This is a genomic window from Mesorhizobium huakuii (genome assembly GCF_030160235.1).
Taxonomy (GTDB): Bacteria; Pseudomonadota; Alphaproteobacteria; order Rhizobiales; family Rhizobiaceae; genus Mesorhizobium; species Mesorhizobium huakuii.
In genome coordinates, this window is the sequence record NZ_BSNY01000047.1 from 143,492 (window position 1) to 165,951 (window position 22,460).

A 22,460-nucleotide genomic window follows, 5' to 3' on the forward strand; every position below is an offset into this window, starting at 1 on the left:
GATAGAGCCTGCGGGTTCTATCAGGGATAATCGACGCCAATGAGGAAAAGTCCGTCGGGCGGCGCGACCTGGCCGCAGGCGGCGCGGTCGCGCGCCTCGAGCGCCGCCTTGAGGTCGGCCCCTGTCCAGCCGCCATCGCCGACGCGCTTGAGCGAGCCGACCATGGAGCGCACCTGGTTGTGCAGGAAGGAACGGGCCGAAGCTCTCACCTCGATCATGTCGCCCGCCCGGCTCACATCGAGCCGTTCCAGTGTGCGAACCGGGCTGTTGGCCTGGCATTGGGTCGAGCGGAAGGTGGTGAAGTCATGCCGCCCGAGCAGGAGTTTCGCGGCCTCGTGCATGGCGCCGGCGTCGAGCCGCTTCGGCACCCACCACACCTTGCCCTTTTCCAGCGCCGCGGGCGCGCGGCGGTTGAGGATGCGATAGAGATAGTGGCGGCCGGTGGCCGAGAAGCGCGCGTCGAAATCGTCCGGGACGATTGTCGCCTTCAGGATGGCGACATGCGCGCCGGCTGCCTGCAGATGGGCGTTGACGGCATCGCGCACCTTGTCGCCGGGCCATGGCTTGGCGAGATCGGCATGCGCCACCTGGGCGGTTGCATGCACGCCGGCATCGGTGCGGCCGGCGGCGCGCAGCCGCACCGCCTCGCCGCAGAATTTCTCGATCGCCTGCTCGATCGCCTGCTGCACCGAAGGCTGGTCGGCCTGATGCTGCCAGCCGGCAAACAGGCTGCCGTCATATTCGATGTCGAGGCGAAAACGCGGCATGTGCGGCTAGAGCTCTCGCCTTGAGCAATTCCAGGAGAAGTGTGAAACGGTTTTCTGTCCGGAATTGCGTTAACACAAAGAGGTAGAGCAGGTCACCGTTTCCATGAAACGGTGGACTGCTCTACGCGGCGAGAGCGGTGAAGGCGGAAGCGTAGACCAGCCTGCCGGCCTCCGGAGCGTCGCCCCAGGCCAGCGCCTGCAGCGCCTCGCCCTGGTATTCGCTCTCGAACTTCTCGGCCCGCGCATGGCTATAGCCGAAACGGCCGTAATAGGCCGGGTCGCCCAACACCACGGCCAGCGTCTCGCCTGCATCCTTGAGGCGGATATGCGCCTCGCGGATCAGCGCGCCGCCAATGCCGCTGCCATGGAACGAAGGTTCCACCGCCAGCGGCGCCAGCGCCACGGCCGCGAGGCTCTTGCCGCCATTCTGGACGAACAGCCGTGAAAACAGGATATGGCCGACCACCTGGCCGTCTTCTTCCGCCACCAGTTCGACGACGGCGTCGCCGCCGGTGACCAGCGCGTCGACCAGCCCGGCCTCCGCCTGCTGGCCGAAGGCGTGTTCCTCGACGAGGCGAATGGCCTCGCGATCCCGCGGCGTCGCCGCGCGTATCGACATCATGCTCATGAGAACTTCATTCCTTTTACGATCTTGGCTCCGCGCAGGAATTCCGACGCGGCGGCGGGCTTTCCGCCCGCACGTTGAACTTCGACCAGTCTGATCGCGCCTGTCCCGCAGGCGACCGTCAGCCGGTCATCGAGAATTCCTCCCGACTCGCCCAAATCTTCCGAACGCGACAGGCCTTCGGATAGCGTCGAGCGAAGCAGTTTCAGCCGTTCCACGCGGCCGCCAATGTCAATTTCGGACCAGGCGCCGGGAAAGGGCGACAGGCCGCGAAGGTGATTGTGGACCTCGGCCGCAGGCCGCGTCCAGTCCACCCGTGTCTCGGATTTATCGATTTTTCTGGCATAAGTCACCCCTTCCGCCGCTTGCGCGGTAAATGTCAGGGTGTTCTTTTCCAGCCGCGTCAGCGCTTCCACCATCAGGGCAGCACCGACGCGCATCAACCGATCATGCAGATCGCCGGCTGTCATATCGGGGTCGATGGCGCATTTTTCAAGCAATCCCACCGGGCCGGTGTCGAGACCCTCTTCCATGCGCATCACCATCATGCCGCTTTCCAGGTCACCAGCCATGATGGCGCGCTGGATGGGGGCGGCGCCGCGCCAGCGCGGCAGAAGCGATGCGTGGCCGTTGATGCAGCCAAGCCGGGGTGCGTCGAGAATTGCCTTCGGCAGCAGCAAACCATAGGCGACGACCACGGCGATATCGGCCCGCAGGGCGCTGAAGGCGGCCTGCTCGGCCTCGGCCTTGAGGGATGTCGGCGTGCGCACCTCGATGCCCATCCGCTCGGCCTCGCGCTGCACCGGCGACGGCGTCAGTTCCAGCCCGCGCCGACCGGCGGCGCGTGGCGGCTGCGTGTAGACGGCGGAAATCTCATGCCCGGCTTCGGCGATCGCGCGCAGCGTCGGCACCGAAAACTCCGGCGTGCCCATGAAGATGACGCGAAGGGGCATTTTCCCCTATCCCACCAGCTTGCCTGGCGCCTTGTCCTTGGCGAGCTTCTTGAACTTCTTCACCACCATGTCGCGCTTCAGCTTCGAGATATGGTCGATGAACAGCACGCCGTTGAGATGGTCGATCTCATGCTGCAGGCAGGTCGCCATCAGCCCCTCGGCCTCCATCTCCTGCAATTTGCCGTCGCGGTCGAGATACTTCACGCGAACGGAAGCCGGGCGTTCGACCTCGGCATAATAGTCGGGGATGGACAGGCAGCCTTCCTCGTAGACGGAGCGCGCCTCGGCGCTTTCCAGGATCTCCGGGTTGATGAAGACATGCGGTGCCGGCGTTTCGTCTTCCTTGGCGAGATCGATCACCAGCATGCGCAGCGGCTCGCCGATCTGGATTGCCGCCAGCCCGATGCCGGGCGCGTCATACATGGTCGCCAGCATGTCGTCGGCCAGTTTGCGCAAGGGCGTGTCGACGCGCTCCACCGGCTTGGAAACCTGGCGCAGGATGGGATCGGGAAGGATGATGAGCGGCTTGATCGGCATGGCGTCCCACGTAAGACGTCCAGCGAAAAGCGTCAACCGGGGCGTCCAAGCCTCGTTCACGTTTTGATCTGTGCCAGCCCACCGAATCGGCTATGCTGTCCACATGAATGATCTGAGCACCATCCTTTCGCAGCCCGTCGCACGGCTCGGCGCCTCGACAATCACCCTCGGTCATGCCCTGGCCTTCGGCGCCTTGTTGTTCCTCGGCCTGTTCGTGGCGCTGGTCGTCGCGCTGTGGCGGTCGGCCAAGGCGCGCGCCGTCGCTGCCGCGGAAGCCGCCGACCATGCCCGCGACGCCGAGGCGCGGATGGCCGGCATCTTGCAAAGCCAGGCCGAGATGCAGGGCCGCATGGGCGCCATCGCCGAAGTGTTCGGCGCGCGCCAGGCGGAGCTGACGCAGTCGATCGGCCAGCGCCTCGACGCCATGACCGGCCGCATCGGCCAGACCATGACCGAGCAGACCAAATCCACGCATGAAAGCCTGGCCAAGCTGCAGGAGCGGTTGGCGATCATCGACACCGCGCAAGGCAACATCCAGTCGCTCGCCGGCCAGGTCGTGCAGCTGCAGGCCATCCTCTCCAACAAGCAGACACGCGGCGCCTTCGGCCAGTCGCGCATGGAGGCGATCGTCGCCGACGGCCTGCCGATGGGCTCATACGAATTCCAGGCGACCCTGTCGAACGGCAGCAGGCCGGATTGCCTGGTGAAGATGCCGAACGGCGCGCCGTCGCTGGCCATCGATGCCAAATTTCCACTGGAGGCATGGAATGCCATCCGCGCCGCCGACGGCGCCGACCTGCAGAAGGTCGCCTCGCAGGCCTTCCGCCGCGACATCGAGATACATGTCCGCGATATCTCGGAGAAGTATCTGATCCAGGGCGAGACGCAGGACACCGCCTTCATGTTCGTTCCGTCGGAATCGGTGTTCGCCGAGATCCACGAGAATTTCGAAGCGATCGTCCACAAGGCGCATCGCGCCCGCGTCGTCATCGTCTCGCCGTCGCTGCTGATGCTGTCGATCCAGGTCATCCAAGCCATCCTCAAGGATGCCCGCATGCGCGAACAGGCGCACCTGATCCAGGGCGAGGTCATCCGGCTGATGGAGGATGTGGCGCGCGTCGACGAGCGCGTGCGCAAGCTGCAGGTGCATTTCGGCCAGTCGGCCAAGGACATCGACGATATCCTCGTCTCGACATCGAAGGTGACCAAGCGCGGCCAGAAGATCGAGGCGCTGGAGTTCGGCGCGCAGGCCGATGGCGATGCCGGCCCGGAGACGCCGTCGCGGGCGCCCGCGGCGAAACTCGAGCCCGGCCCGCGCGTTGCCGATTCAAAGACCGGCCAGCTCAGGCTGCGCGTCGTCGAAGGCGACGACTGATAGTTCCCACCTAAGCCACGGCCGCGATGACGTGTGCCTGAATTTTGGCGGCAACCGCGCCGCTGCCATGTCTGGCCGCAATCGCGGATGCGGCATAGTCCGTTGCAGCGCTGAGTTTGCCCGGATCCCGGGCCTCGATTTCCGTGCGAAGCACCGTTCCCTGGCAATAGGCCACGGCCGGAATGCGTGGCGAGGGCGCACGGCTCTGTTCGGCTCTCGTCTCGATCGCCGCATCGGAGAAGCCAGCCTCCTCAAGGTCTCCGCGGATCAGCGCCATATCGTGGTAGCCATGCGGCGTGCGGGCCAGAAAGCGCGGCGGATCGTTCGGGAACATCCTTGCCAGCGCATTGGTCACATCATCGGCAAACACATTCTCCTCGATGCGGTCCCAGACGTTGAACAGGAAATGTCCGCCGGGCTTCAGCACCCGCCTGGCCTCGCGGTAGGCGGATGGGCGGCTGGGAAAGAACATCGCGCCGAACTGGCAGCAAACGAGATCGAAGGCCGCATCTTCGAACGGCAGCGCCATGGCATCGGCCTGGCGCCATTGGATGCGACTGTCGGGAGCCTGTCGCGAAGCGGCATAGTCGAGCATCGGCTGGTTGAGGTCGGTCACGACATAGCTTGCGTCAGGCGACAGTTTTGGCGCCAAGGCACGTGTGACGACCCCGGTGCCCGCGGCGACTTCCAGGACGGCGCTGGGCGAGAAGGACGCTGCCCGCCGTGCAAGGTCCGAGGCGAATGGCTCGAAAATCAACGGCACCATATAGCGGTCGTAGTTTTCCGGGATCGAGCCGGCAAACAGTTTGTCCGTTTCCAACATCGTTGTCGCCCGCCCGTTTGATGGTGAGCGAGGCTAGCACATAATTGCTTATCAAGGGCGGCTTTCGACCGGGAGGCAGGGAGCTACTGCTCCTCCACGATGCTCATGCCTTCGAATTCCGGAAGCCAGTGCAGGGCCGACCGGTGCCATTTCTGCTGTGTCGGCACCAGATCCTCGCGTTGCCGCGCGGTGCCCGCCCTTATTCCATAGATCTTCGGGCCGTCGCCGACAGACGTCGCGTAAAGATGCGACCCGCATTCACCGCAAAAGGCCTGGGCGCGCTTGGCGCCGCTCGATCCGGTCTTGATATAGATTTTTGGCGTCCCCCTGGTGATCCGGTAGTGATCCTCGGGCGCGGGAACGGTGACGCGGAAGGCCGTGCCGGTCAGCTGCTGGCAGTCCGTGCAGTGGCAAATAGAGGTCTTTTCCGGGTCGACCTCCGCCTCATAGGTGATGGTGCCGCAATGGCACCCGCCGTCGATCTTCATGGTCTTTCCTCCGAAATCCGTCGCCTGATCTTAGCAAGGCAATGCGATGGAGCAACCGCGCTGCACTGGTCCAGCATTAGTTCGATGCCGCCTCGATCAGCTTGCGCCGCTGCTCCCAGGTGCCGGTGGTCTGCGGCTTGACGAACAGCCGGCTGATCTCCGGCATCTCTTCTTTCAGCCGTGCCTCGATGCGCTCGACACAGGCTTCGATCTCCGGTGCCGCCAGATGGTCCTCGAATTCGATGCTGAGCCCTGCAACGATCTCTTGCGGTCCCATATGGACGGTCAGGACACCGTTCGCGCGCTGAACCGCCGGATCCTGCTGCACGATCGCCAGCATCCTTTTCTGCACTTCGGGCGATGCCGGCTCGCCGATGAGCAGCCCCTTGCTTTCGCGGGCGAGGAAAATCGCCGTGGCGCCGAGGATGAGCGCTATGCCGATCGAGGCGGCGCCGTCGAGCTCCGGCATCTCCAGCAGCTCCGCCGCCAATATGCCGGCAAAGGCGACGATCAGGCCGAGAAGCGCCGCGCTGTCCTCGAACAGCACGGTATAGACGCTCGGGTCCTTGCTCGATTGCACGGCCTGCAGCCAGCTCTGCTTGCCCTTCTCCCGGCGGAATTCCTTCAGCGCCACCAGCCAGGAGCTGCCTTCGAACAGGAAGGAGAGGCCAAGAACGACATAGTTGACCTTGACGTTGGCGACCGGCTCCGGCGCCATGATGTGGAGGATGCCCTCGTAGAACGACACGCCGGCACCCAGCGCGAAGACCAGCAGCGCGACGATGAAGCTCCAGAAATAGAGTTCGCGGCCGTGGCCGAGCGGATGTGTGCGGTCGGCCGGCCGCGCGGCACGGTGCATGCCGTAGAGCAGCAGGCCGCCATTGCCGGTATCGACCAGCGAATGCACGCCTTCCGACAGCATTGCCGAGCTGCCGGTGAAGAAGGCGGCGGCGAATTTGGTCAGCGCGATCGCCAGATTGCCGGCGAGCGCCGCATAGATGACCATTTTGGAGCCGCCACGCCCGGCCATGCGGTTTGGTCCCCGTTCACGTGCCCAGTCTAGCGGCCGGACGGCCGCAGCTCCACCATAACGCGCCAACTGCCGGGTCGTTCAAGGCTCGATTTGCCTGGGGCCGGTGGGACGGGGACTATTCGACGATCTCGTCGGTCCACACCTTGAAGCCGGCCAGTGTCCCTGGTCCGAAAATATGGGTCAGCGGCACATCCGCCGCATCGCGCCCGGAGGCGATCAGGATTCGGCCGATGCGCGGCGCATTGTTGCGCGGGTCGAAGACATGCCAGCGGCCGCCGAGATAGACTTCCATCCAGGCGGCGAAATCCATGCTCGACCACGGCTTCGGCATGCCGATATCGCTGATGTAGCCGGTGCAATAGCGCGTCGGGATGTTGAGCGCCCGGCAGAAGGTGACGGCAAGATGCGCGAAGTCGCGGCACACGCCGCTCTGCTCGCGATAGGCTTCCGCCGCGGTGCGCGTCGGCCGCGCATTGCCGTAGTTGAAGACGATGTGGTTGTGGACGAAGTCGCACACCGCCTGTACGCGCGGGATACCAAGCGGTGTATGGCCGAACAGCCGCCAGGCTTCGCTTGCCAAAAGGTCGCTCTCGCAAAATCGGCTGGGCAGCAGGAACAGCAGCGTTTCGGCCGGCAGGTCGCGCACCTCGTGTTGCCAGGCCATCAGCTCGCCCATTTCGAATGTGCCGGGGTCGCGGATCACCGCATCCGTGCCGAAGGTGAACCGTCCGGGTGGTGCGACGAAGCGATTGCACCAATTGCCGAAACTGTCGCGATAGCCCTGAATCGGAACTGGCGGGCTGGAGGTCAGGAAATCCGGGCGCTCGAGGTCGGAGGCGCGCGAATAGTGGACATTGAGCATCGCGATGAGCGGCGTTTCCTGCGGGAAGTCGAAACTCATCTCGCAGCCGATGTGGATCCGCATTGTCGTCCTGACCGGCCTGCTCGACGATCACCCGGCGAAAGCGCGGGTCGATGCTGCAGTGCGAAGTTGAGAATGGCACGGACCGGGATGGTTCACGAGCAAATTAGAGCAATTCCAGGAAAAGTGTGAAGCGGTTTTCCCGGGAAAAGCGCGTAGCGCTTTCCCTTGGGAATTGCATCAAAACAAGAGTCTGGAAATTGGTTGAAAGCGGTCAACCGGCGATCGTGACAGGCGCTGCCCCCTTGCAGCAAAGCGTTTCTCTTGTTTCACTTCATTCCCCGCAACTGGAGGAACGAATCATGGCTAAAGGTGCGATGAAGGCAGGCAAGGAAGCCCGCAAGCCGAAGAAGGATGCCAAGAAACCGGCGCCCGCTCCCGCCCTGAAAGCGCCGCCGGTCAAGGCGATGCGCATCAAGGAAAAGTAGGCATCGGCAAGTCAGGCGCGGCAAATCCCACCCGCGGCGTCAGACGATGCCGCCGGGTTGATCGGGCATTTGGACAACCTATATCCATGGCGCGGGGACGACCCCGCGCCTCCCCAACAATTCGGTCGGGACGACCCGCCATGATGATCGGCATCTGAGGATCGGATCCTGTCTCCGGCCCGATGCTGGATGGAGCGCTCCGATGTCTTGGACTTTTCTGTTTTTCGCCGGCCTGTTCGAAATCGGCTGGGCGATCGGCCTCAAATACACCGATGGGTTCACCAGGCTGGTTCCGACGGTCCTCACGGTTGCGTCGATGATCGTCAGCCTTACATTGCTCGGCCTGGCGTTGAAGGCGCTTCCCGTCGGCACCGCCTATGCGGTATGGACCGGCATCGGCACGGTTGGCACGGCCCTGCTCGGCATCTGGCTGCTCGGCGAGCCCGCCACCGCGATCCGGCTCGCCTGCATCGCGCTGATCGTCTGCGGCATCATGGGGCTGAAATTCGCGGCCTGAGAGGGTGTCGGACACCACTGTGCATCCCACAAGGCAAAAGCACCGCACAAATGCCTTCAGGGCCGCTGCAAGGCGACCCTGATTCAATATTCGAACTTGGCTGCGCCGAAGCTGCTAGCGGGCGGAGAAGCCCGGAGGAGCCCGGCCGGTCCGTGCCTTGCGCGCGGCATAGCGTGCGTCACGCTTGGCCTTGCGCTCGGCCTCGTCGGCGAGCAGGCGGGCAATGCGCTCGGTCTCTTCGGCTTCCCGAATTTTGGCCTCGGCCTGGGCTGCCTCTTCGGCGGCGATGCGTGCCGCTTCGGCTGCTGCCTCGCGCTCGGCCTTCTCGGCGGCTTCGCGTGCCAGCTTTTCCTGCTTCAGCCTCGCCTTCTCGGCTTCGCGGATCTCACGAGCCTGGAGGATCGCCTTGCGCTCGGCCTGTCGCGCCAGCACCGCAGGATCATCTGCCGCCGGCTTTGACTTGAAGCGCTCCAGAAGCGCCTTCTTTGCCTCGTTCGCGGCATTGCGCCGCTCGAAAATGTCTTTTTCCCTGTAGATAGCCAAGTCCACTTCCCTGAAGTCAATTCGCGAGGCTTACATACGCGCGAATGCCGAGAGTTCAAGCGCCAAATCGGTATGCCAGCCATGAAATTCCGTCATGTTGCAGCCGGGAGACGCCTTTTCCCGCCCAAACCGACATGCACTGTTCACCGTCCACGCCTCTGGCGGCAAGGCAGTTCGCTCGCTACGTCTAGCTGCAAAACCCAACACCAGGATGACATCACATGGAACTCGGTCTCTACACTTTCGCCGACGTCAGCCCGCAGCCCGGCCCGGGCGCCATCGGGCCGCATGAGCGCTTGCGCAACCTGATGGAGGAGGTCGAACTCGCCGACCAGGTCGGTCTCGACGTCTTTGGTCTGGGCGAACATCACCGGCCCGATTATGCCGCCTCCGCGCCGGTCGTGGCGCTGGCCGCTGCCGCCGAGCGCTCGAAGCGCATCAAGCTGACCAGCGCGGTCACGGTATTGTCCTCCGACGATCCGGTGCGCGTCTTCCAGCAGTTCGCCACGCTCGATCTTCTCTCGAACGGCCGTGCCGAGATCATGGCCGGACGCGGTTCGTTCATCGAATCCTTCCCGCTGTTCGGCTACAATCTGGAAGACTACGACGAGCTCTTCGCCGAAAAGCTGGACCTGCTGCTCGCCATCCGTGACAGCGTCAAGGTCACCTGGTCCGGCAATCTGCGCGCGCCGATCAACGATCGCGGCGTCTATCCCCGGCCCTTCCAGGACAGGCTGCCGGTCTGGATCGCCATTGGCGGCACGCCGCAGTCCGCCGCCCGCGCGGGCGCGCTCGGCCTGCCGCTGGCGCTTGCCATCATCGGCGGCGAGCCGGCCCGCTTCGCGCCGCTGTTCGACCTCTACCGCGAGGCCGCCAGGCGCGCCGGCAGCGACCCGGCGGGTCTCGCCACCAGCATAAACGTGCATGGCTTCATCGCCGACACAACCGAACAGGCGGCCGACGATTTCTACGGCCCGCAGGCCGAGGTGATGAACCGCATCGGCCGCGAGCGCGGCTGGGGCCCGACATCGCGGGCACATTTCGACCAGTCGCGTGGTCCCAACGGCGCCCTGTTCGTCGGCAGTCCCGAGCAGGTGGCTGAGAAGATCGTCGCCCAGCACAGGATCTTCAACAATGACCGCTTCCTGCTGCAGATGGCGATCGGCACCATGCCGCACGCCAAGATCATGAAGGCGATCGAACTCTACGGCACCAAAGTGGCGCCGATCGTGCGCAAGGAAACGTCGAAGTCCGCGCCAGCGGTGGCAGCGCCGGTCGCATAAGCCAACGGCAGGGCCCACTCCATGGGCCTCGCCGGCTAACGGAACCTTGCTGACGCGCCGGCGTTTCCCGTCAACGGACTGCGCAAGTTGCGGCGCACCGATGAGGGTCCATTATGAAAGCCGAACCCGCCGCTATGGGGGCAGGCGTTGCCGAAAACCCGGATCCGCGCGTCGAAGCCCGCGCGGACACGCGTCTGATGCGCTCGCTGCTGATCGGCATCTTTATTTTCATGACCGTCTATGCGCTCTATTTCGGCCGTGCCTTCTTCATGCCGGTCATGCTCGCCTTCCTGCTGGCGCTGACATTGACGCCGATCGTGCGGCTGCTGCGCAAGCGCGGCATTCCCGAAGTGGTTTCGGCGACGCTTCTGGTGCTTTTGTCCATCTGCGTCTTCGCCAGCGCCGGCTATCTGCTCTCAGGTCCTGTCATCGATCTCCTCAACAACACCTCGTCGATCGGCCAGCAGCTCACTGAGCGACTGGCGCAATTGCGGCGCCCGCTGGAAAAGATCATGCAGATCTCGCATCAGGTCGAACAGATGACCGAGACCTCGCAGGAGCCAGGCGTCCAGAAAGTGGCCGTCGCCCAGTCCGGCATACTGTCGTCGGCCGCCAGCAACATCCTGTCGGCGGGAACAAGCCTGACCATCATCTTCGTGCTGTCGCTGTTCCTGCTCGCCTCGGGCACGATGTTCTACGAGAAGATCATCCAATCCTTCGCCAGCCTCAGCGAGAAGAAGCGGGCGTTGCGCGTCGTCTATGACGTCGAGCGCGAGATCTCGCACTATCTGCTCACCGTCACCATCATCAATGCGGGTCTCGGCGCGGTCATCGGCCTTGGCCTGTGGGCGCTCGGCATGCCCAACCCGCTGGTCTGGGGCGTTGCCGCCGCATTGTTCAACTTCCTGCCCTATGTCGGCGCGCTGCTGACCATCGTGCTGGTCGCGGTGATGGCGCTGATCAGCTTCGACACCATTTCCTTTGCGCTTCTGGCTCCGGCCTTCGTGCTTTTGTGCGATGTCGTCGAAGGCCAGTTCGTGACGCCGATGGTGGTCGGCAGGCGTCTCGAGATCAACGCGGTGGCGATCTTCATCGCCATTGCCTTCTGGTCTTGGCTGTGGGGTTTCGTCGGTGCGCTGATGGCGGTGCCGCTGCTGGTCGTCATCAAGGTGTTCTGCGACCATTTCGAGGGGCTCGGCCATGTCGGCAATTTCCTCGCCGCGCAGCAAACCGCCGTGGTCGAGGACGAACCCGTCGAGGAGAACGGCAAGGCCACGGCCTAGAAGGCGGACGTTGTTTGCGACGGCCGGATCGAATGCCTATATCCGGCCGATCAATGCCCGGTGCCTTCCTTATGAGCGATGCTCCTTCCTTCGACCTCGATGCCTATCTCGCCCGCATCGGTTATGCCGGTCCGCGTGACACGTCGCTGGATACGCTGAAGGCGCTGCATTTCGCGCATCCGCAGGCGATCCCCTTCGAGAACATCGATCCGTTTCTTGGCCGCCCGGTCCGGCTCGACATTGCCGCGCTGCAGGACAAGATCGTCCTTGGCGGGCGCGGTGGCTATTGCTTCGAGCACAACCTCCTCTTCATGCATGCGCTGAGAGCTCTTGGTTTCGAGGTCGGCGGCCTGGCCGCACGCGTGCTCTGGGGCCAGAGCGAGGACGCCATCACCGCGCGCAGCCACATGCTTTTGCGCATCGAGCTCGACGGCCGGGCCTATATCGCCGATGTCGGTTTCGGCGGCCTGACCCTGACCGCGCCGCTGCTGCTCGAGCCGGGCCGCGAACAGGCGACACCGCACGAGCCATTCCGCATCGTCGAGGCCGGAGATCATTTCCGCCTGCAGGCCGCCATCGGCGGCGACTGGCGCTCGCTCTACCGCTTCGACCTGCAGCCGCAATACGAGGTCGATTACTCCGTCACCAATTACTTCCTGTCGACCAGCCCGACATCGCATTTCCTCTCCACCGTCATTGCGGCCCGCGCCGCGCCGGACCGGCGTTACGCGCTGCGCGGTGCCAGGCTGTCGATCCATCACCTTGGCGGCCGCACCGAGCAGACAGAGATAGCCACTGCCGCCGAACTCGCCGACACGCTGCAAGGCCAACTCGGCATCATCATTCCCGACCGCACGGCTTTCGAGGCCAGGGTGCGTGAGAAGAAGATCGTGGAGACCAACGCATGACCGAACTGTCCGTTCTCGACCTGTCGCCGATTGTCCAAGGCAGCGATGCCTCGCAGTCGCTGGCCAACTCGCTCGATCTCGCCCGCCATGCCGAGCGGCTGGGCTACAAGCGCTACTGGCTGGCCGAGCACCACAACATGCCGGGCATTGCCAGCGCCGCCACATCCGTGGTCATCGCCCATGTCGCCGGCGGCACCAAAACCATCCGCGTCGGCGCCGGCGGCATCATGCTGCCCAACCATGCGCCGCTGGTCATCGCCGAGCAGTTCGGCACGCTGGCCGCCTTGTTTCCGGGCCGCATCGATCTCGGCCTCGGCCGAGCCCCCGGCACGGACATGAACACCGCGCGCGCCTTGCGCCGCAACCTCGAAGCCGGCGCCGACAGTTTCCCGCAGGATGTCGTCGAGCTGATGGGTTATTTCCTGCCCGCGGAGGAAGGCCAGCGCCTGCGCGCCGTGCCGAGCGAGGGCCAGGCCGTGCCGATCTGGATCCTCGGCTCAAGCCTCTATGGCGCGCAGCTCGCCGCCATGCTCGGCCTGCCCTATGCCTTCGCCTCGCATTTCGCACCGGCCGAGCTCGACCATGCGCTGGACATCTACCGCTCGCGCTTCCAGCCGTCGGAACAGCTCGACAGGCCGCATGTCATGCTCGGCCTCAACGTCTTTGCCGCGCCCACCGATGTCGAGGCGCGCCTGCTCTTCACCTCGCTGCAGCAGGCTTTCGTCAATCTGCGCACCGGCCGGCCGGGACGCTTGCCGCCGCCGGTCGAGAATTATGACCGCGATCTCGACCCGATGGCCAAGACCATGCTCGGCCAGGCACTGTCCTGCGCCGTCGTCGGCTCTCCCGAAACGGTCCGCCAGGGCATTGATGCCTTCGTGCGTCGCACCGGCGCCGACGAGCTGATGGTCACCGCGCAGATCTTCGATCACGCCGCGCGGGTGCGGTCGTTCGAGATCCTGGCGGACGCTCACAAATCGCTGTCGCAGGCGGCCTGACATTTATCCGCCTGGTGCTTTTGCCGGCAGCGATGCTCTGCTAAGTGCGGGCGCATCCCCAGCAAGAGCGAGCTTTCCGTGACCCATGATCTTGACGCCCGCACGCAGTTTGCCATCGACCTGGCGCGGCGGGCAGGCGCACTCGGGCTCGAATATTTCCGCGACCTGGAAAGCCTGACCATCGAGAGCAAGGGCCATCAGGACCTGGTCTCGCAAGCCGACCGCGAGGTCGAGCTGTTTATCCGAGCGGCGATCGCCAAGGACTATCCGCAGGATGGCATCGTCGGCGAGGAACATGCCTCTGTCGCCAGCTCGACCGGCCATGTCTGGGTCATCGACCCGATAGACGGCACCGCCAATTTCGTCCGCGGCATTCCGGCATGGTGTGTGGTGATCGCTTGCGCAAGGGACGGGGAGACGGTCGTCGGCGTCATTCACGAGCCGTCGACCGGCCAGACGTTCCACGGCAGGCTCGGCGGTGGCGCCTTCATCAATGGCAGGCCGATCAAGGCAAGTGCCGCGACCAGCCTGGAAGAAGGGTCGGTGGGGACCGGGTTCTCGAACCGCGCCAAGGCCGAGAACATCGCCGTGCTGATCCAGAAGCTTCTCGCCGAAGGTGGCGTCTTCTTCCGCAACGCCTCCGGCGCCCTGATGCTGGCCTATGTGGCCTCGGGCCGGCTGCTTGGCTACGTCGAGGAACACATGAACGCCTGGGACTGCCTGGCCGGCATGCTGTTGATCGAGGAAGCCGGCGGCACCGTCCTGAGGGCGGATCCCAAGACGGTGCTGCAGAGCGGCACACAGGTCATCACGGGTGGCAAGGGTGTCTTTTCGAAGCTGCAGGAACTGTGCTCCGGGGTATTCAGGTCCTGATTCTTCGCCACGGGTGGGAGCGGCCGGAACCTTGCCCAGCCTTCAAAGTACTATAACGGAAGCTTCATCACCTTGAATTAACCATCAACGTGAAGGAGAATCTTCCTATGGCTGAGACTTCAATCGAATGGACCGACGCGACATGGAACCCGGTGGCGGGCTGCACGATCCTGACCGCTGGCTGTACGAACTGCTACGCGATGCGCATGGCAGCAAGACTAGATGCTATGGGAATGAACAAGTACCAGGGCCTAACACGGAAGACCGGTGGCCGGGCCAAGTGGACCGGGAAAGTCATCACCGATCCGAAATCGCTGTCGATCCCTGCAACTTGGTCAAAACCCCGCCGCGTCTTCGTGAATTCGATGTCTGATCTCTTCCATGTCGATGTGCCCGCCGATTTTATTCGACAGGTGTGGACTGTGATGGAAGAGACGCCGCGACATACCTATCAGATTCTAACGAAGCGCCCGGAAGTCATGGCGAAGGTCCTGACACGCGGCGATTTTCCCGTTCTGCCGAATGTCTGGCTCGGGACCAGTGTTGAAGATCATCGAGTGCTGGGTCGACTTGATGATCTTCGCCGAGTGCCAGCAGCAATTCGGTTCGTTTCTCTAGAGCCTCTGATTGGGTCTGTAGCCGGTGCCAATCTCACCGATATTCATTGGGCGATCGTAGGCGGTGAAAGCGGACCAGGGGCACGGTATATGAATCCTCACTGGGTCGACGAGATTGAAACGATGTGCCGACGCGCGGGCACGGCATTCTTCTTCAAACAGTGGGGAGGCAACAACAAGAAAGCCGCTGGCCGCGTGCTCAACGGTCGCATCTATGATGAGATGCCGACAGCTACAGTCTAGAAGAGGCTGCCTTGCTTCTGCTTGTTGGCGGCGACTTTCCAAAATGCCAGCGCAAGTTCATGCTTGGCGGCTAGCAGGAGCCAATATAGAGGCTGGTTGCCGGGGCCGGTGATTAGTTTGGGTTCCAAAGAGGGCCACACGCCAAGTCGCCCAACAAGTTCGGACCAATATCGCAAAATTGCCTGGCGCGTTGCCGTGACGCTTCCAGCTTTGATGGCATCACGCCAACCAGGAATGAAGGCATCGAATACTGTCGAGTCGCCCGACGAGTAGTTGTCGAGATTCCGCTGCAGGTCCATTTGGCTTACATGTACGAGCATGTCGATATGCCGTAGGCCTGACAACGTCCGGATCATCTCGAAGTTAAGTGTCTGCAGGTTGTAAGGATCTAGGTACGCAAAATTCAAACCATGAGGGTTCAGAACGCTGACGAACATCTTGATGGTGGCAACAGCATCACCCGTGAAAGCCACAACTGGAGCGTTTAATGCGCGTAACCGCTTTTCACAGGCCTCAACTCGTTCGGCTTCAATGTCGCCGATATATACCGCAGAGAATGGCGTATTGCTGTCGACGCTCTTTTTCCAGGCGGCAATCGCGCCGCCATCGATGAATTCATTGACGCCGCGAATCTTACATCTACCCGGCCCACAAAACGGATCAATCAGCGTCGCGCCAGCCTTTCCCGGGTCGAGCCATCTCGACCGGACGCCACGGCTGATATCGACATAGCGGCATAGATATTCGTGCTTGGTTTTGGCCCAGGCGCCTACCTCCTCTACGGGCGATCCATCGTCGCCTGCGATAAGCTGCCCCACCATTGCCCCCGTTTTGTTCGATCCAATCACCTTTAGTGTTGATCGACAAGCGATGATCGACCCACCCTGCTGGGAAGACCACGTCTCACCCGTGCGGCACGGAATCTAGCTTGCAACGTCAGGCTATCTTGGAACTACGCCAGCTTGGCCAGCAGCTTCATGAAAGTGGCGATCTCCTTGGCCGAGAGCGGCGCCAGCGTTTCCCTGGTGATCTCGCGCGCCAGCGGGATCAGGCGTTCGATGGCGTCGCGCCCTTCGGCGGTCAGATTGACCAGCAGCCGCCTTTTGTCGATCTCATGCTTGGAGAGCTCGACCAGGCCGCGCGCCTTCAGCCGGTCGATGACGCCCTTCACCGTCGCCGCATCCATGGCGATCAGCGTGCCGAGCTGGTTCTGCGAGGTCTCGCCGACATCGCGCAGCTTGGCCAGCGCGGCGAATTGCGGTGGCGTCAGGTCGCCGATATGCGCGGCGAAGATCGAGACATGGCGCTGGTGCGCCTTGCGCAGGATGAAGCCGACCTGCTCCTGCAGGAGGTAATCGTGCTCCTCGGGCTCTTCGACCTCGACCAGCTTGAGCAGATTGTCCTCGCCGCTCACCGCAGCCCGTCCCAGGCCTTGATATCGGCTGCCGCCAACCCACCCATGCGGTTGTGGATGCGCGGCCCGCAGGTCATGGCCAGACAAAAAAGAATCTCGTCGGGCCGCGGGCCGTCGCTGATGCCGACTTCCATGGCGTCGAAATGGCTGCGCACATAGGCGGCGTTGATGTGGCCGAGCGGCACGTCGAGCTTCGAGCCGAAGGCGCCGACCTTCTTGGCCGACGGCACGATCGCCTTGGCATCGCCTAGCCGCTCGCGCATGGCGTAGCCGCCCGGCACGTGCCAGAGCGCGCCGTGCTCCAGTTCGCCCGCCGTGCCGACAATGGCGCCCTTGCCGTAACCGTCGATCTGTTTGACGTCGCCGCCCAACGCGGCGATCAGCCTGTCGGAAAGCAGCAGGCCAAGCGGCTTCAGATCGTCCATGGCGCTCTGCAGATCCTCGACATAGCGGCCGGCGAACGGGTTCTTGACCACGGCCATGGCCGCCGCCCGCCGGCGCGGCACGTCCGCGACCGGCCCGCCTTCATGAAATATCTCTTCGCTCAGCACCGCTATCTTGCGGATCGGAAACTCAGGCATGGGCAACTTCCTCCCTCGGATTTTTGTTGGGCGCGGCAAGCGCCACGGAACCACTGATACGGGCCTCGCCGCCAAGAAACAGCGCCGATCCGGCAATCAGGCCGCGCCGGCGAAAATCTTCTGCGACGGCAAGGCCGTTGTCCAGCGCCCGCGCCACCTCGCCAGGCGCAAGCGTGCCGACGCCTTGCGTCACCAGCCGGGCGCCGAGGTCGCTGTCGGGCGCCAATTCACGTGCGGGAATGCGCCTGATGGCGGGATTGCCGGGCAGGTCCACCGCGTTGGCAATGAGCGTCGCCGCCGCATCGGCCTCGGCGCCGGTCCGCGCCAGCACGGTGACGGCGTCGGCAATGCCAAGTGAGAAGGACCGGCCGCGCCAGCCGCTGGTGGCGACGCCGCGAACGCCATCTTCCGCACGGATCGTGATCCGGTCGGCCATTCCGTTGCCGGTGCCGGCGACGGCCAGGCCGATCGACCGGCCCTTGCCGATGTGGAGGGCGCTGTCGCCGCCATTGTTGACATAGGCGCGCTCGAGCTTGCGGCCGGCGAGCAATGCGGCAAGCATTTCGTCGGCTACCGATCCCGCAACGGCGGCCATCGGCGTTATGAAACATTCCGCGAGCGGCATGACGGCCGCTTCCATGCGGCGCGCCGTCGGCCCGTTGAAGGCGCGCGGGGCCAGGAAAAATGCCGGGAGCCGCAATTCGGGAAGCTCCCTGACCAGCTCGATCAGGATCGTCTGGAAGCGCGCGACGGCTTGCTCATAGGCCAGGCGGCATTCCTGGGTCTCGCCAAAGGCCTCGACGATCAGATCGATCGGCCCATGGTTGAGATGCAGCCGCTTGCCGTCCTGCAGCCAATGCGCCTGCGGGCCATCCATCATCAGGCTCCGTTCGACGCGGCGCGCCGCAACTGCGCCAGCGGCGGCCATGGATTGTCGGACGGCGCACCGGTTCCATGGCGCGGGTTGAGGTATTCTCCGCCCTTGGCGACGATGTCCTCGACGCTACGGATCTCGGCTTCGTAGCCGCCGAGCCTGACATAATCGTCGCGGCGCAAGGTGAACTCGATCGGCGCCACCAGCGCCGGTGTCGGGACATAGCCGAAGGCGCCTTCCGGCACGCGCGTCACGTCGACCATCAGCGTGATGCCGCCGCCTGGCCAGACATAGACCGGTGCGCCGCCGACCGTCACATAGGTCTTCAGGCCTTGTACCGAGCGGGTGAGATTGACCGGGTTTTCGGTGACGCCGGCGCGCAGCGAACCGCCGGCGCCGCCGATGAACAGCACGGTGCACAGCGCCGGCTCGCAATTGTCCTCGATCAGATTGACCGACTTCTGCAGTCGCTCCGGAAACGGCTTCTCGACCGGCTTCAATTCGTCGTCGAGCTCGTAATAGGCGAACTGCTCGCCGGTGGTCGAAACCATCAGCAGCGACAGGCCCGGCCGCGCGCCCTTCTTGGCGTTCCATTCGCCGAGGATCGACAGCGGGTCGGAAATCGAGGTGCCGCCCCAGCCAAGGCCGGGCTCCGAAACCTTGAAATAGCGACCCGGCGTCGAACGGCGGCCGATGATCTTTATGCCGGTATCCTCCCAGCCCAGCACCTTGCCGGCCTGGTGCTCGGAGACGACGCCGGTGATGTGGTCGTCGACCACCACCACCTCGTCGACCAGCCCGCGCCATTGCGTGGCGAACATACCGATGGTGGCCGAACCGCAGCCGACGCGCATGCGGTGTTCCTGCTTGCCGTCGATGACAGGTGGTTTGCCGGCTTCGACTGTCATGGTGGCGCCGCCGTCGATGGTCAGTTCCACCGGCTTGCGGTTGCACAGATTGAGCAGTGCGTCGCAGGTTGCCCGGCCTTCCGCCTTGGAGCCGCCGGTCAGATGATGCACGCCGCCCAGCGACAGCATCTGCGAACCATATTCGCCTGTGGTGACATGGCCGATCGCCTCGCCTTGCGAGCGCACGATTGCCGTTTCGGGGCCTATATGACGGTCGGTATCGATCTTCACCTTGACGCCGCAATACGAAAAAATGCCTTCGGTGACGACGGTGACGAGATCGACGCCGTCGACCTGCTGGCTGACGATGAACGGCGCCGGCTTGTAATCGGGATAGGTGGTGCCGGCGCCGATTGCCGTGACGAAGCGGCGGCCCGTGTTGATCAGTTCGCCGTCCCATGCCTCGCCTTCGGCGACGAAGGGCACGATTGTCCCGCCGGTTTCGGCCGCATGGTCGAGAATGGTAAGCGGGTCCATGCGCACGATGCGGCCGCCGGCATTGCCGTAGCGGTCGCAGGCGCCGGTGCGGCCATCGGCGATGTAGCACATGACGGGGCAGGCATCGCAGCGGATCTTCTCCGCCACCAGCTTCTCGCCGGGGTCATGAGTCTCAAAACGCTCGGCAAGCTCGCTCATGCGCGTGCCTCCTTCTCGCGGATGCCATCTTTTTCACGGATGCCAGCGCGGATGCGCGTCGGCGTCGCCGGAACCTTGGTGACGAGCACGCCAGTGGCATGGCGGATGGCGTTGAGGATCGCGGGCGCGGTCGGGATCAGCACATGCTCGCCCAGCCCCTTGGCGCCGAACGGCCCTTCTGGATCGGGAACCTCGACCAGGATGGTCTCGATCGGCGGCACGTCGCCGATGGTCGGGATGAGATAGTCGTGCAGATTCTCGGTGCGGCCGGGAATGTACTCTTCCATCAGCGCCATGCCGATGCCTTGCGCGATGCCGCCTTCGATCTGGCCCTCGACCAGCAGCGGGTTGATCGCCTTGCCGACATCATGCGCGGCGGTGATCTTGATGAGCTTCACCGTGCCGAGCTTGAGATCGACCTCGAGTTCGGCGATCTGCGCGCCATAGCCATAGACGGCATAGGGCTTGCCCTGGCCCTTGGCGTCGAGCGGTAGCGTCGGCGGGTCGTAAGTCTCCTCGGCGCGGAAGACGAAGCCGTCTGCATCTGCGTCCAGCGAGGCGAGATCGATGCGGCGCGTGGCTTCGCCCTCACGGATGACGATCGCCGCGCCGTCCAGTTGCAGGCTTGCCTTTTCAGAGACATTGGCAAAGCGCAGGATCTTGTCGCGCAAAGCGCGGCCGGCCTTCTCCGCCGCCTTGCCGGTCACGAAAGTCTGGCGCGAGGCCGAGGTCTTGCCGGCGTCGGGGCTGATCGCCGTATCGGCGCTCTTCAGCCGGAATTTTTCCAGTGGCAGGCCGAGCGCGTCGGCGCAGATCTGGGTGATGACGGTGTTGGAACCCTGGCCGATGTCGACGGCACCCTGGTGCAGGATGACGGTGCCGTCAGCCGCGATGCCGACCCGGATCGTCGACGGGTTGGGCAGCGAAGTGTTGCCGCAGCCATACCAGCAGGACGCCACGCCGACACCGCGCTTTCTATCGGGGTTGGCATTGTTGAAAGCATCCGCATCGGCCTCCGCCCGCGCCCAATGCGGCGCCAAGGCCTCGAGACATTCGGCAATGCCGACGCCGGACTCCAGAAGCTGCCCGGTAACCGTTTCGGAGCCGTTCCGAAGGCAGTTTCTCAAGCGAAAGTCGAGCCGGTCGATGCCGAGCTTGCCGGCCAGCTCGTCATAAAGCGTTTCCTGCATGATCGTCGCCTGCGGCACGCCGAAGCCGCGGAAGGCGCCGGAGATGGGGCCATGCGTGTGGATGGCGCGGCCCTCGGCGCGGTAGTTCGGCGTCGCATAAGGGCCGGAAGCATGCACCGGGACGCGGTTGGCCACCGTAGGCCCCCAGCTGGCATAGGCGCCGGTGTTGAAATCGCCGGAAAAGATCATGCCGGTGACATGGCCCTCGGCATCGGCGCCGATGGTCGCCTTCATTTCGGCCGGATGGCGCTTGGTCGTCGACATCATCGATTCGTTGCGGGTGTAGGCGAGGGCCGCCGGCCGGCCGGTCTTCAGCGCCACGAGGCCGATCAGCGGCTGCAGCGAAACGTCGAGCTTGGAGCCGAAGCCGCCGCCGGTCGCGGTCGGCACGATGCGCACCTTGTCGACGGGCAGACCAAGCACCTTCGCCGTGTCGTCGCGGTCCATATAGGGAGCCTGGGTGCAGGCGACGACGACCAGCGTGTCGCCGTCCATATAGGCATGGCCGGCTTCCGGCTCGATATAGGCGTGCTCGACATAGGAGGTGTCGATGGCGCCCGTCACGGTAACGGCCGCACTGGCAAGCGCTGCCTCGGGGTCGCCGCGCTCGACGAAGCCGGAGGTCAGCAGGTTCGAAGGGCGGTTCCGATGGATCAAGGCCGCACCCTCGGCCTGCGCCTCGCAAGGCTGCAGGACATGCGGCAGTTCGGTCCAGCGGACCGGAAAATCCGACACATCGAGATCGAGCATCGCCTGGCGCTCGCCGGCGACCAGCGCCACCGCCTCGCCGCGCAGCCGCGCAAACCCTTCGGCAAGCGCCGGCTGGTCAGCGAACGGGCCGATGACGCCAAAACAGTTTTTCCCCGGAATGTCGGCCGCCGTGAAGATGCCGGCGATGCCGGGGTGCTTCCTTGCCCAGCCGTCGAGATCGCCGAAGGCGAAGCCGGCGTGATAATGCGGCGAGCGGACCACCAGCACGGCAAGCGCATCGGCAGGGAAGGAATCGCCACCGAATTTCTCGGCCCCGGTCACCTTCGGCACGCCGTCGAGCCGGACGGGCGACGCGCCGATCGCGTGGCCGGACTGAGGCAGCCGGAAATCGAGACTTGCCGTCTGCTGGGAGGCATCCATCACCGCCGCGATGATCTTCCGGTATCCGGTACAGCGGCACAGAATCCCGCCCAGCGCATCCTGCACCTCGGTCTCGGTTGGCCTCGGCGTCGTCTCCAGCAGCGCTGTCGCCGCCACCAGCAGCGCCGGCGTGCAGATGCCGCATTGCGCGGCGCCATGGGCGAGGAAAGAAGCCTGCAATGCCGACAGACGGCCATTGGCCAGCCCCTCGACCGTCGTCACCGATGCACCGGCAGCCGAGGCCGCCGGCATCAGGCAGGCGCAGACGGGATCGCCGTCGACCAGCACCGTGCAGGCGCCGCAATCGCCGGCGTCGCAGCCGACCTTGGTGCCGGTGAGCCGCAACTCGTCGCGCAGCACCTGGGACAGCCGGCGCAGCGGCGGCACATTGACCGAGACGGCAGCGCCATTAACCGCGAAGGCAATGTCAGCGCGTTCGAGGCCAAGCCCAGGCGGAACGCCGTCCAAATCCGGCCGAGCTTCACGGACTTCGGGCAGAACCTGGTTCAT

General features: G+C 64.3%; 24 protein-coding genes. 9 read left to right on the forward strand and 15 right to left on the reverse strand.

Annotated elements, in window-relative coordinates:
• Window positions 1-20: 20 nt before the first annotated feature.
• The 4 genes from truA to def form a co-directional block, all read right to left on the reverse strand.
• The gene (truA, locus tag QQK95_RS22910) at window positions 21-767 is read right to left on the reverse strand and encodes a tRNA pseudouridine(38-40) synthase TruA (protein WP_284276676.1); all 747 of its coding nucleotides are present in this window, start codon (window positions 765-767) and stop codon (window positions 21-23) included.
• 121 nt (window positions 768-888) lie between these two features.
• On the reverse strand, window positions 889-1,395 hold the full coding sequence (locus QQK95_RS22915; RefSeq protein ID WP_284276677.1) for a GNAT family N-acetyltransferase: 507 nt from the start codon (window positions 1,393-1,395) through the stop codon (window positions 889-891).
• A complete protein-coding gene (gene fmt, locus QQK95_RS22920; protein ID WP_284276678.1) occupies window positions 1,392-2,345 on the reverse strand; it encodes a methionyl-tRNA formyltransferase in 954 nt (317 codons plus the stop codon). The genes QQK95_RS22915 and fmt overlap by 4 nt, the downstream gene beginning before the upstream one ends.
• 6 nt (window positions 2,346-2,351) lie before the next feature.
• Window positions 2,352-2,882: a peptide deformylase gene (gene def / locus QQK95_RS22925; protein WP_284276679.1), complete on the reverse strand. Its 531-nt coding sequence runs from the start codon at window positions 2,880-2,882 to the stop codon at window positions 2,352-2,354.
• Between the two features lie 103 nt (window positions 2,883-2,985).
• On the opposite strand from def, the gene QQK95_RS22930 reads away from it, so the two are divergent.
• Window positions 2,986-4,257 carry a DNA recombination protein RmuC gene (locus QQK95_RS22930; protein WP_284276680.1) on the forward strand — a complete coding sequence of 424 codons (1,272 nt, stop codon included), beginning with the start codon at window positions 2,986-2,988 and terminating at the stop codon, window positions 4,255-4,257.
• Window positions 4,258-4,267: 10 nt separating this feature from the next.
• Here the strand turns inward: QQK95_RS22930 and QQK95_RS22935 are convergent, their stop codons facing one another.
• The 4 genes from QQK95_RS22935 to QQK95_RS22950 all read right to left on the reverse strand — a co-directional run bounded on the left by QQK95_RS22935 (window position 4,268) and on the right by QQK95_RS22950 (window position 7,526).
• Window positions 4,268-5,080, reverse strand: a complete 813-nt coding sequence (locus QQK95_RS22935; RefSeq protein ID WP_284276681.1) for a class I SAM-dependent methyltransferase — start codon at window positions 5,078-5,080, stop codon at window positions 4,268-4,270.
• An 83-nt stretch (window positions 5,081-5,163) separates the two neighbouring features.
• The gene (locus QQK95_RS22940; RefSeq protein WP_284276682.1) at window positions 5,164-5,568 is read right to left on the reverse strand and encodes a GFA family protein; all 405 of its coding nucleotides are present in this window, start codon (window positions 5,566-5,568) and stop codon (window positions 5,164-5,166) included.
• Window positions 5,569-5,644: 76 nt separating this feature from the next.
• The gene (locus QQK95_RS22945; protein WP_284276683.1) at window positions 5,645-6,598 is read right to left on the reverse strand and encodes a cation diffusion facilitator family transporter; all 954 of its coding nucleotides are present in this window, start codon (window positions 6,596-6,598) and stop codon (window positions 5,645-5,647) included.
• 118 nt (window positions 6,599-6,716) lie between these two features.
• Window positions 6,717-7,526, reverse strand: a complete 810-nt coding sequence (locus QQK95_RS22950) for a transglutaminase-like domain-containing protein (protein ID WP_284276684.1) — start codon at window positions 7,524-7,526, stop codon at window positions 6,717-6,719.
• Between the two features lie 125 nt (window positions 7,527-7,651).
• On the opposite strand from QQK95_RS22950, the gene QQK95_RS22955 reads away from it, so the two are divergent.
• A complete protein-coding gene (locus tag QQK95_RS22955) occupies window positions 7,652-7,951 on the forward strand; it encodes a hypothetical protein (RefSeq protein ID WP_284276685.1) in 300 nt (99 codons plus the stop codon).
• Window positions 7,952-8,153: 202 nt separating this feature from the next.
• Window positions 8,154-8,468: a quaternary ammonium compound efflux SMR transporter SugE gene (gene sugE, locus QQK95_RS22960; protein ID WP_010912766.1), complete on the forward strand. Its 315-nt coding sequence runs from the start codon at window positions 8,154-8,156 to the stop codon at window positions 8,466-8,468.
• Between the two features lie 114 nt (window positions 8,469-8,582).
• On the opposite strand, the gene QQK95_RS22965 is transcribed toward sugE, so the two are convergent.
• Window positions 8,583-9,011 carry a DUF6481 family protein gene (locus QQK95_RS22965; protein WP_027047610.1) on the reverse strand — a complete coding sequence of 143 codons (429 nt, stop codon included), beginning with the start codon at window positions 9,009-9,011 and terminating at the stop codon, window positions 8,583-8,585.
• A 221-nt stretch (window positions 9,012-9,232) separates the two neighbouring features.
• Here QQK95_RS22965 and QQK95_RS22970 point away from each other — a divergent pair, with 221 nt between their 5' ends.
• The 6 genes from QQK95_RS22970 to QQK95_RS22995 all read left to right on the forward strand — a co-directional run bounded on the left by QQK95_RS22970 (window position 9,233) and on the right by QQK95_RS22995 (window position 15,216).
• Entirely contained in the window at window positions 9,233-10,294 is a 1,062-nt protein-coding gene (locus QQK95_RS22970) for an LLM class flavin-dependent oxidoreductase (protein WP_284276686.1), read from the forward strand.
• Between the two features lie 113 nt (window positions 10,295-10,407).
• Window positions 10,408-11,577 carry an AI-2E family transporter gene (locus QQK95_RS22975; protein ID WP_284276687.1) on the forward strand — a complete coding sequence of 390 codons (1,170 nt, stop codon included), beginning with the start codon at window positions 10,408-10,410 and terminating at the stop codon, window positions 11,575-11,577.
• Between the two features lie 71 nt (window positions 11,578-11,648).
• Complete coding sequence (locus QQK95_RS22980; protein WP_284276688.1) at window positions 11,649-12,485, forward strand: arylamine N-acetyltransferase family protein; 837 nt, start codon at window positions 11,649-11,651, stop codon at window positions 12,483-12,485.
• Window positions 12,482-13,483: an LLM class flavin-dependent oxidoreductase gene (locus QQK95_RS22985; RefSeq protein ID WP_284276689.1), complete on the forward strand. Its 1,002-nt coding sequence runs from the start codon at window positions 12,482-12,484 to the stop codon at window positions 13,481-13,483. Before QQK95_RS22980 ends, QQK95_RS22985 begins: the two co-directional genes overlap by 4 nt.
• Before the next feature lie 78 nt (window positions 13,484-13,561).
• Entirely contained in the window at window positions 13,562-14,356 is a 795-nt protein-coding gene (locus QQK95_RS22990) for an inositol monophosphatase family protein (RefSeq protein WP_284276690.1), read from the forward strand.
• Between the two features lie 107 nt (window positions 14,357-14,463).
• Window positions 14,464-15,216, forward strand: a complete 753-nt coding sequence (locus QQK95_RS22995; RefSeq protein WP_284276691.1) for a DUF5131 family protein — start codon at window positions 14,464-14,466, stop codon at window positions 15,214-15,216.
• Here the strand turns inward: QQK95_RS22995 and QQK95_RS23000 are convergent.
• The 6 genes from QQK95_RS23000 to QQK95_RS23025 all read right to left on the reverse strand — a co-directional run bounded on the left by QQK95_RS23000 (window position 15,213) and on the right by QQK95_RS23025 (window position 22,460).
• On the reverse strand, window positions 15,213-16,037 hold the full coding sequence (locus tag QQK95_RS23000) for a three-Cys-motif partner protein TcmP (protein ID WP_284276692.1): 825 nt from the start codon (window positions 16,035-16,037) through the stop codon (window positions 15,213-15,215). The genes QQK95_RS22995 and QQK95_RS23000 overlap by 4 nt on opposite strands.
• Before the next feature lie 131 nt (window positions 16,038-16,168).
• Window positions 16,169-16,630, reverse strand: a complete 462-nt coding sequence (locus QQK95_RS23005; protein WP_284276693.1) for a MarR family winged helix-turn-helix transcriptional regulator — start codon at window positions 16,628-16,630, stop codon at window positions 16,169-16,171.
• Window positions 16,627-17,211: an amino acid synthesis family protein gene (locus QQK95_RS23010; protein WP_284276694.1), complete on the reverse strand. Its 585-nt coding sequence runs from the start codon at window positions 17,209-17,211 to the stop codon at window positions 16,627-16,629. The genes QQK95_RS23005 and QQK95_RS23010 overlap by 4 nt, the downstream gene beginning before the upstream one ends.
• A complete protein-coding gene (locus QQK95_RS23015) occupies window positions 17,204-18,088 on the reverse strand; it encodes a UPF0280 family protein (RefSeq protein WP_284276695.1) in 885 nt (294 codons plus the stop codon). The genes QQK95_RS23010 and QQK95_RS23015 overlap by 8 nt, the downstream gene beginning before the upstream one ends.
• 2 nt (window positions 18,089-18,090) lie before the next feature.
• A complete protein-coding gene (locus QQK95_RS23020; RefSeq protein ID WP_284276696.1) occupies window positions 18,091-19,629 on the reverse strand; it encodes a 6-hydroxynicotinate reductase in 1,539 nt (512 codons plus the stop codon).
• Window positions 19,626-22,460, reverse strand: a complete 2,835-nt coding sequence (locus QQK95_RS23025) for a molybdopterin-dependent oxidoreductase (RefSeq protein WP_284277049.1) — start codon at window positions 22,458-22,460, stop codon at window positions 19,626-19,628. The genes QQK95_RS23020 and QQK95_RS23025 overlap by 4 nt, the downstream gene beginning before the upstream one ends.

Excerpts from the sequence above, each read along its gene's own strand:
- QQK95_RS23015 (WP_284276695.1), bottom strand. The coding sequence starts at position 18,088 with ATGGATGGCCCGCAGGCGCATTGGCTGCAGGACGGCAAGCGGCTGCAT.
- QQK95_RS23010 (WP_284276694.1), bottom strand. The coding sequence starts at position 17,211 with ATGCCTGAGTTTCCGATCCGCAAGATAGCGGTGCTGAGCGAAGAGATA.
- QQK95_RS22945 (WP_284276683.1), bottom strand. The coding sequence starts at position 6,598 with ATGGCCGGGCGTGGCGGCTCCAAAATGGTCATCTATGCGGCGCTCGCC.
- QQK95_RS22980 (WP_284276688.1), top strand. The coding sequence starts at position 11,649 with ATGAGCGATGCTCCTTCCTTCGACCTCGATGCCTATCTCGCCCGCATC.
- QQK95_RS23025 (WP_284277049.1), bottom strand. The coding sequence starts at position 22,460 with ATGAACCAGGTTCTGCCCGAAGTCCGTGAAGCTCGGCCGGATTTGGAC.
- QQK95_RS22930 (WP_284276680.1), top strand. The coding sequence starts at position 2,986 with ATGAATGATCTGAGCACCATCCTTTCGCAGCCCGTCGCACGGCTCGGC.
- QQK95_RS22995 (WP_284276691.1), top strand. The coding sequence starts at position 14,464 with ATGGCTGAGACTTCAATCGAATGGACCGACGCGACATGGAACCCGGTG.
- truA (WP_284276676.1), bottom strand. The coding sequence starts at position 767 with ATGCCGCGTTTTCGCCTCGACATCGAATATGACGGCAGCCTGTTTGCC.
- QQK95_RS22975 (WP_284276687.1), top strand. The coding sequence starts at position 10,408 with ATGAAAGCCGAACCCGCCGCTATGGGGGCAGGCGTTGCCGAAAACCCG.
- fmt (WP_284276678.1), bottom strand. The coding sequence starts at position 2,345 with ATGCCCCTTCGCGTCATCTTCATGGGCACGCCGGAGTTTTCGGTGCCG.
- QQK95_RS23020 (WP_284276696.1), bottom strand. The coding sequence starts at position 19,629 with ATGAGCGAGCTTGCCGAGCGTTTTGAGACTCATGACCCCGGCGAGAAG.
- def (WP_284276679.1), bottom strand. The coding sequence starts at position 2,882 with ATGCCGATCAAGCCGCTCATCATCCTTCCCGATCCCATCCTGCGCCAG.
- sugE (WP_010912766.1), top strand. The coding sequence starts at position 8,154 with ATGTCTTGGACTTTTCTGTTTTTCGCCGGCCTGTTCGAAATCGGCTGG.
- QQK95_RS23000 (WP_284276692.1), bottom strand. The coding sequence starts at position 16,037 with ATGGTGGGGCAGCTTATCGCAGGCGACGATGGATCGCCCGTAGAGGAG.
- QQK95_RS22950 (WP_284276684.1), bottom strand. The coding sequence starts at position 7,526 with ATGCGGATCCACATCGGCTGCGAGATGAGTTTCGACTTCCCGCAGGAA.
- QQK95_RS22985 (WP_284276689.1), top strand. The coding sequence starts at position 12,482 with ATGACCGAACTGTCCGTTCTCGACCTGTCGCCGATTGTCCAAGGCAGC.
- QQK95_RS22940 (WP_284276682.1), bottom strand. The coding sequence starts at position 5,568 with ATGAAGATCGACGGCGGGTGCCATTGCGGCACCATCACCTATGAGGCG.
- QQK95_RS22970 (WP_284276686.1), top strand. The coding sequence starts at position 9,233 with ATGGAACTCGGTCTCTACACTTTCGCCGACGTCAGCCCGCAGCCCGGC.
- QQK95_RS22915 (WP_284276677.1), bottom strand. The coding sequence starts at position 1,395 with ATGAGCATGATGTCGATACGCGCGGCGACGCCGCGGGATCGCGAGGCC.
- QQK95_RS22935 (WP_284276681.1), bottom strand. The coding sequence starts at position 5,080 with ATGTTGGAAACGGACAAACTGTTTGCCGGCTCGATCCCGGAAAACTAC.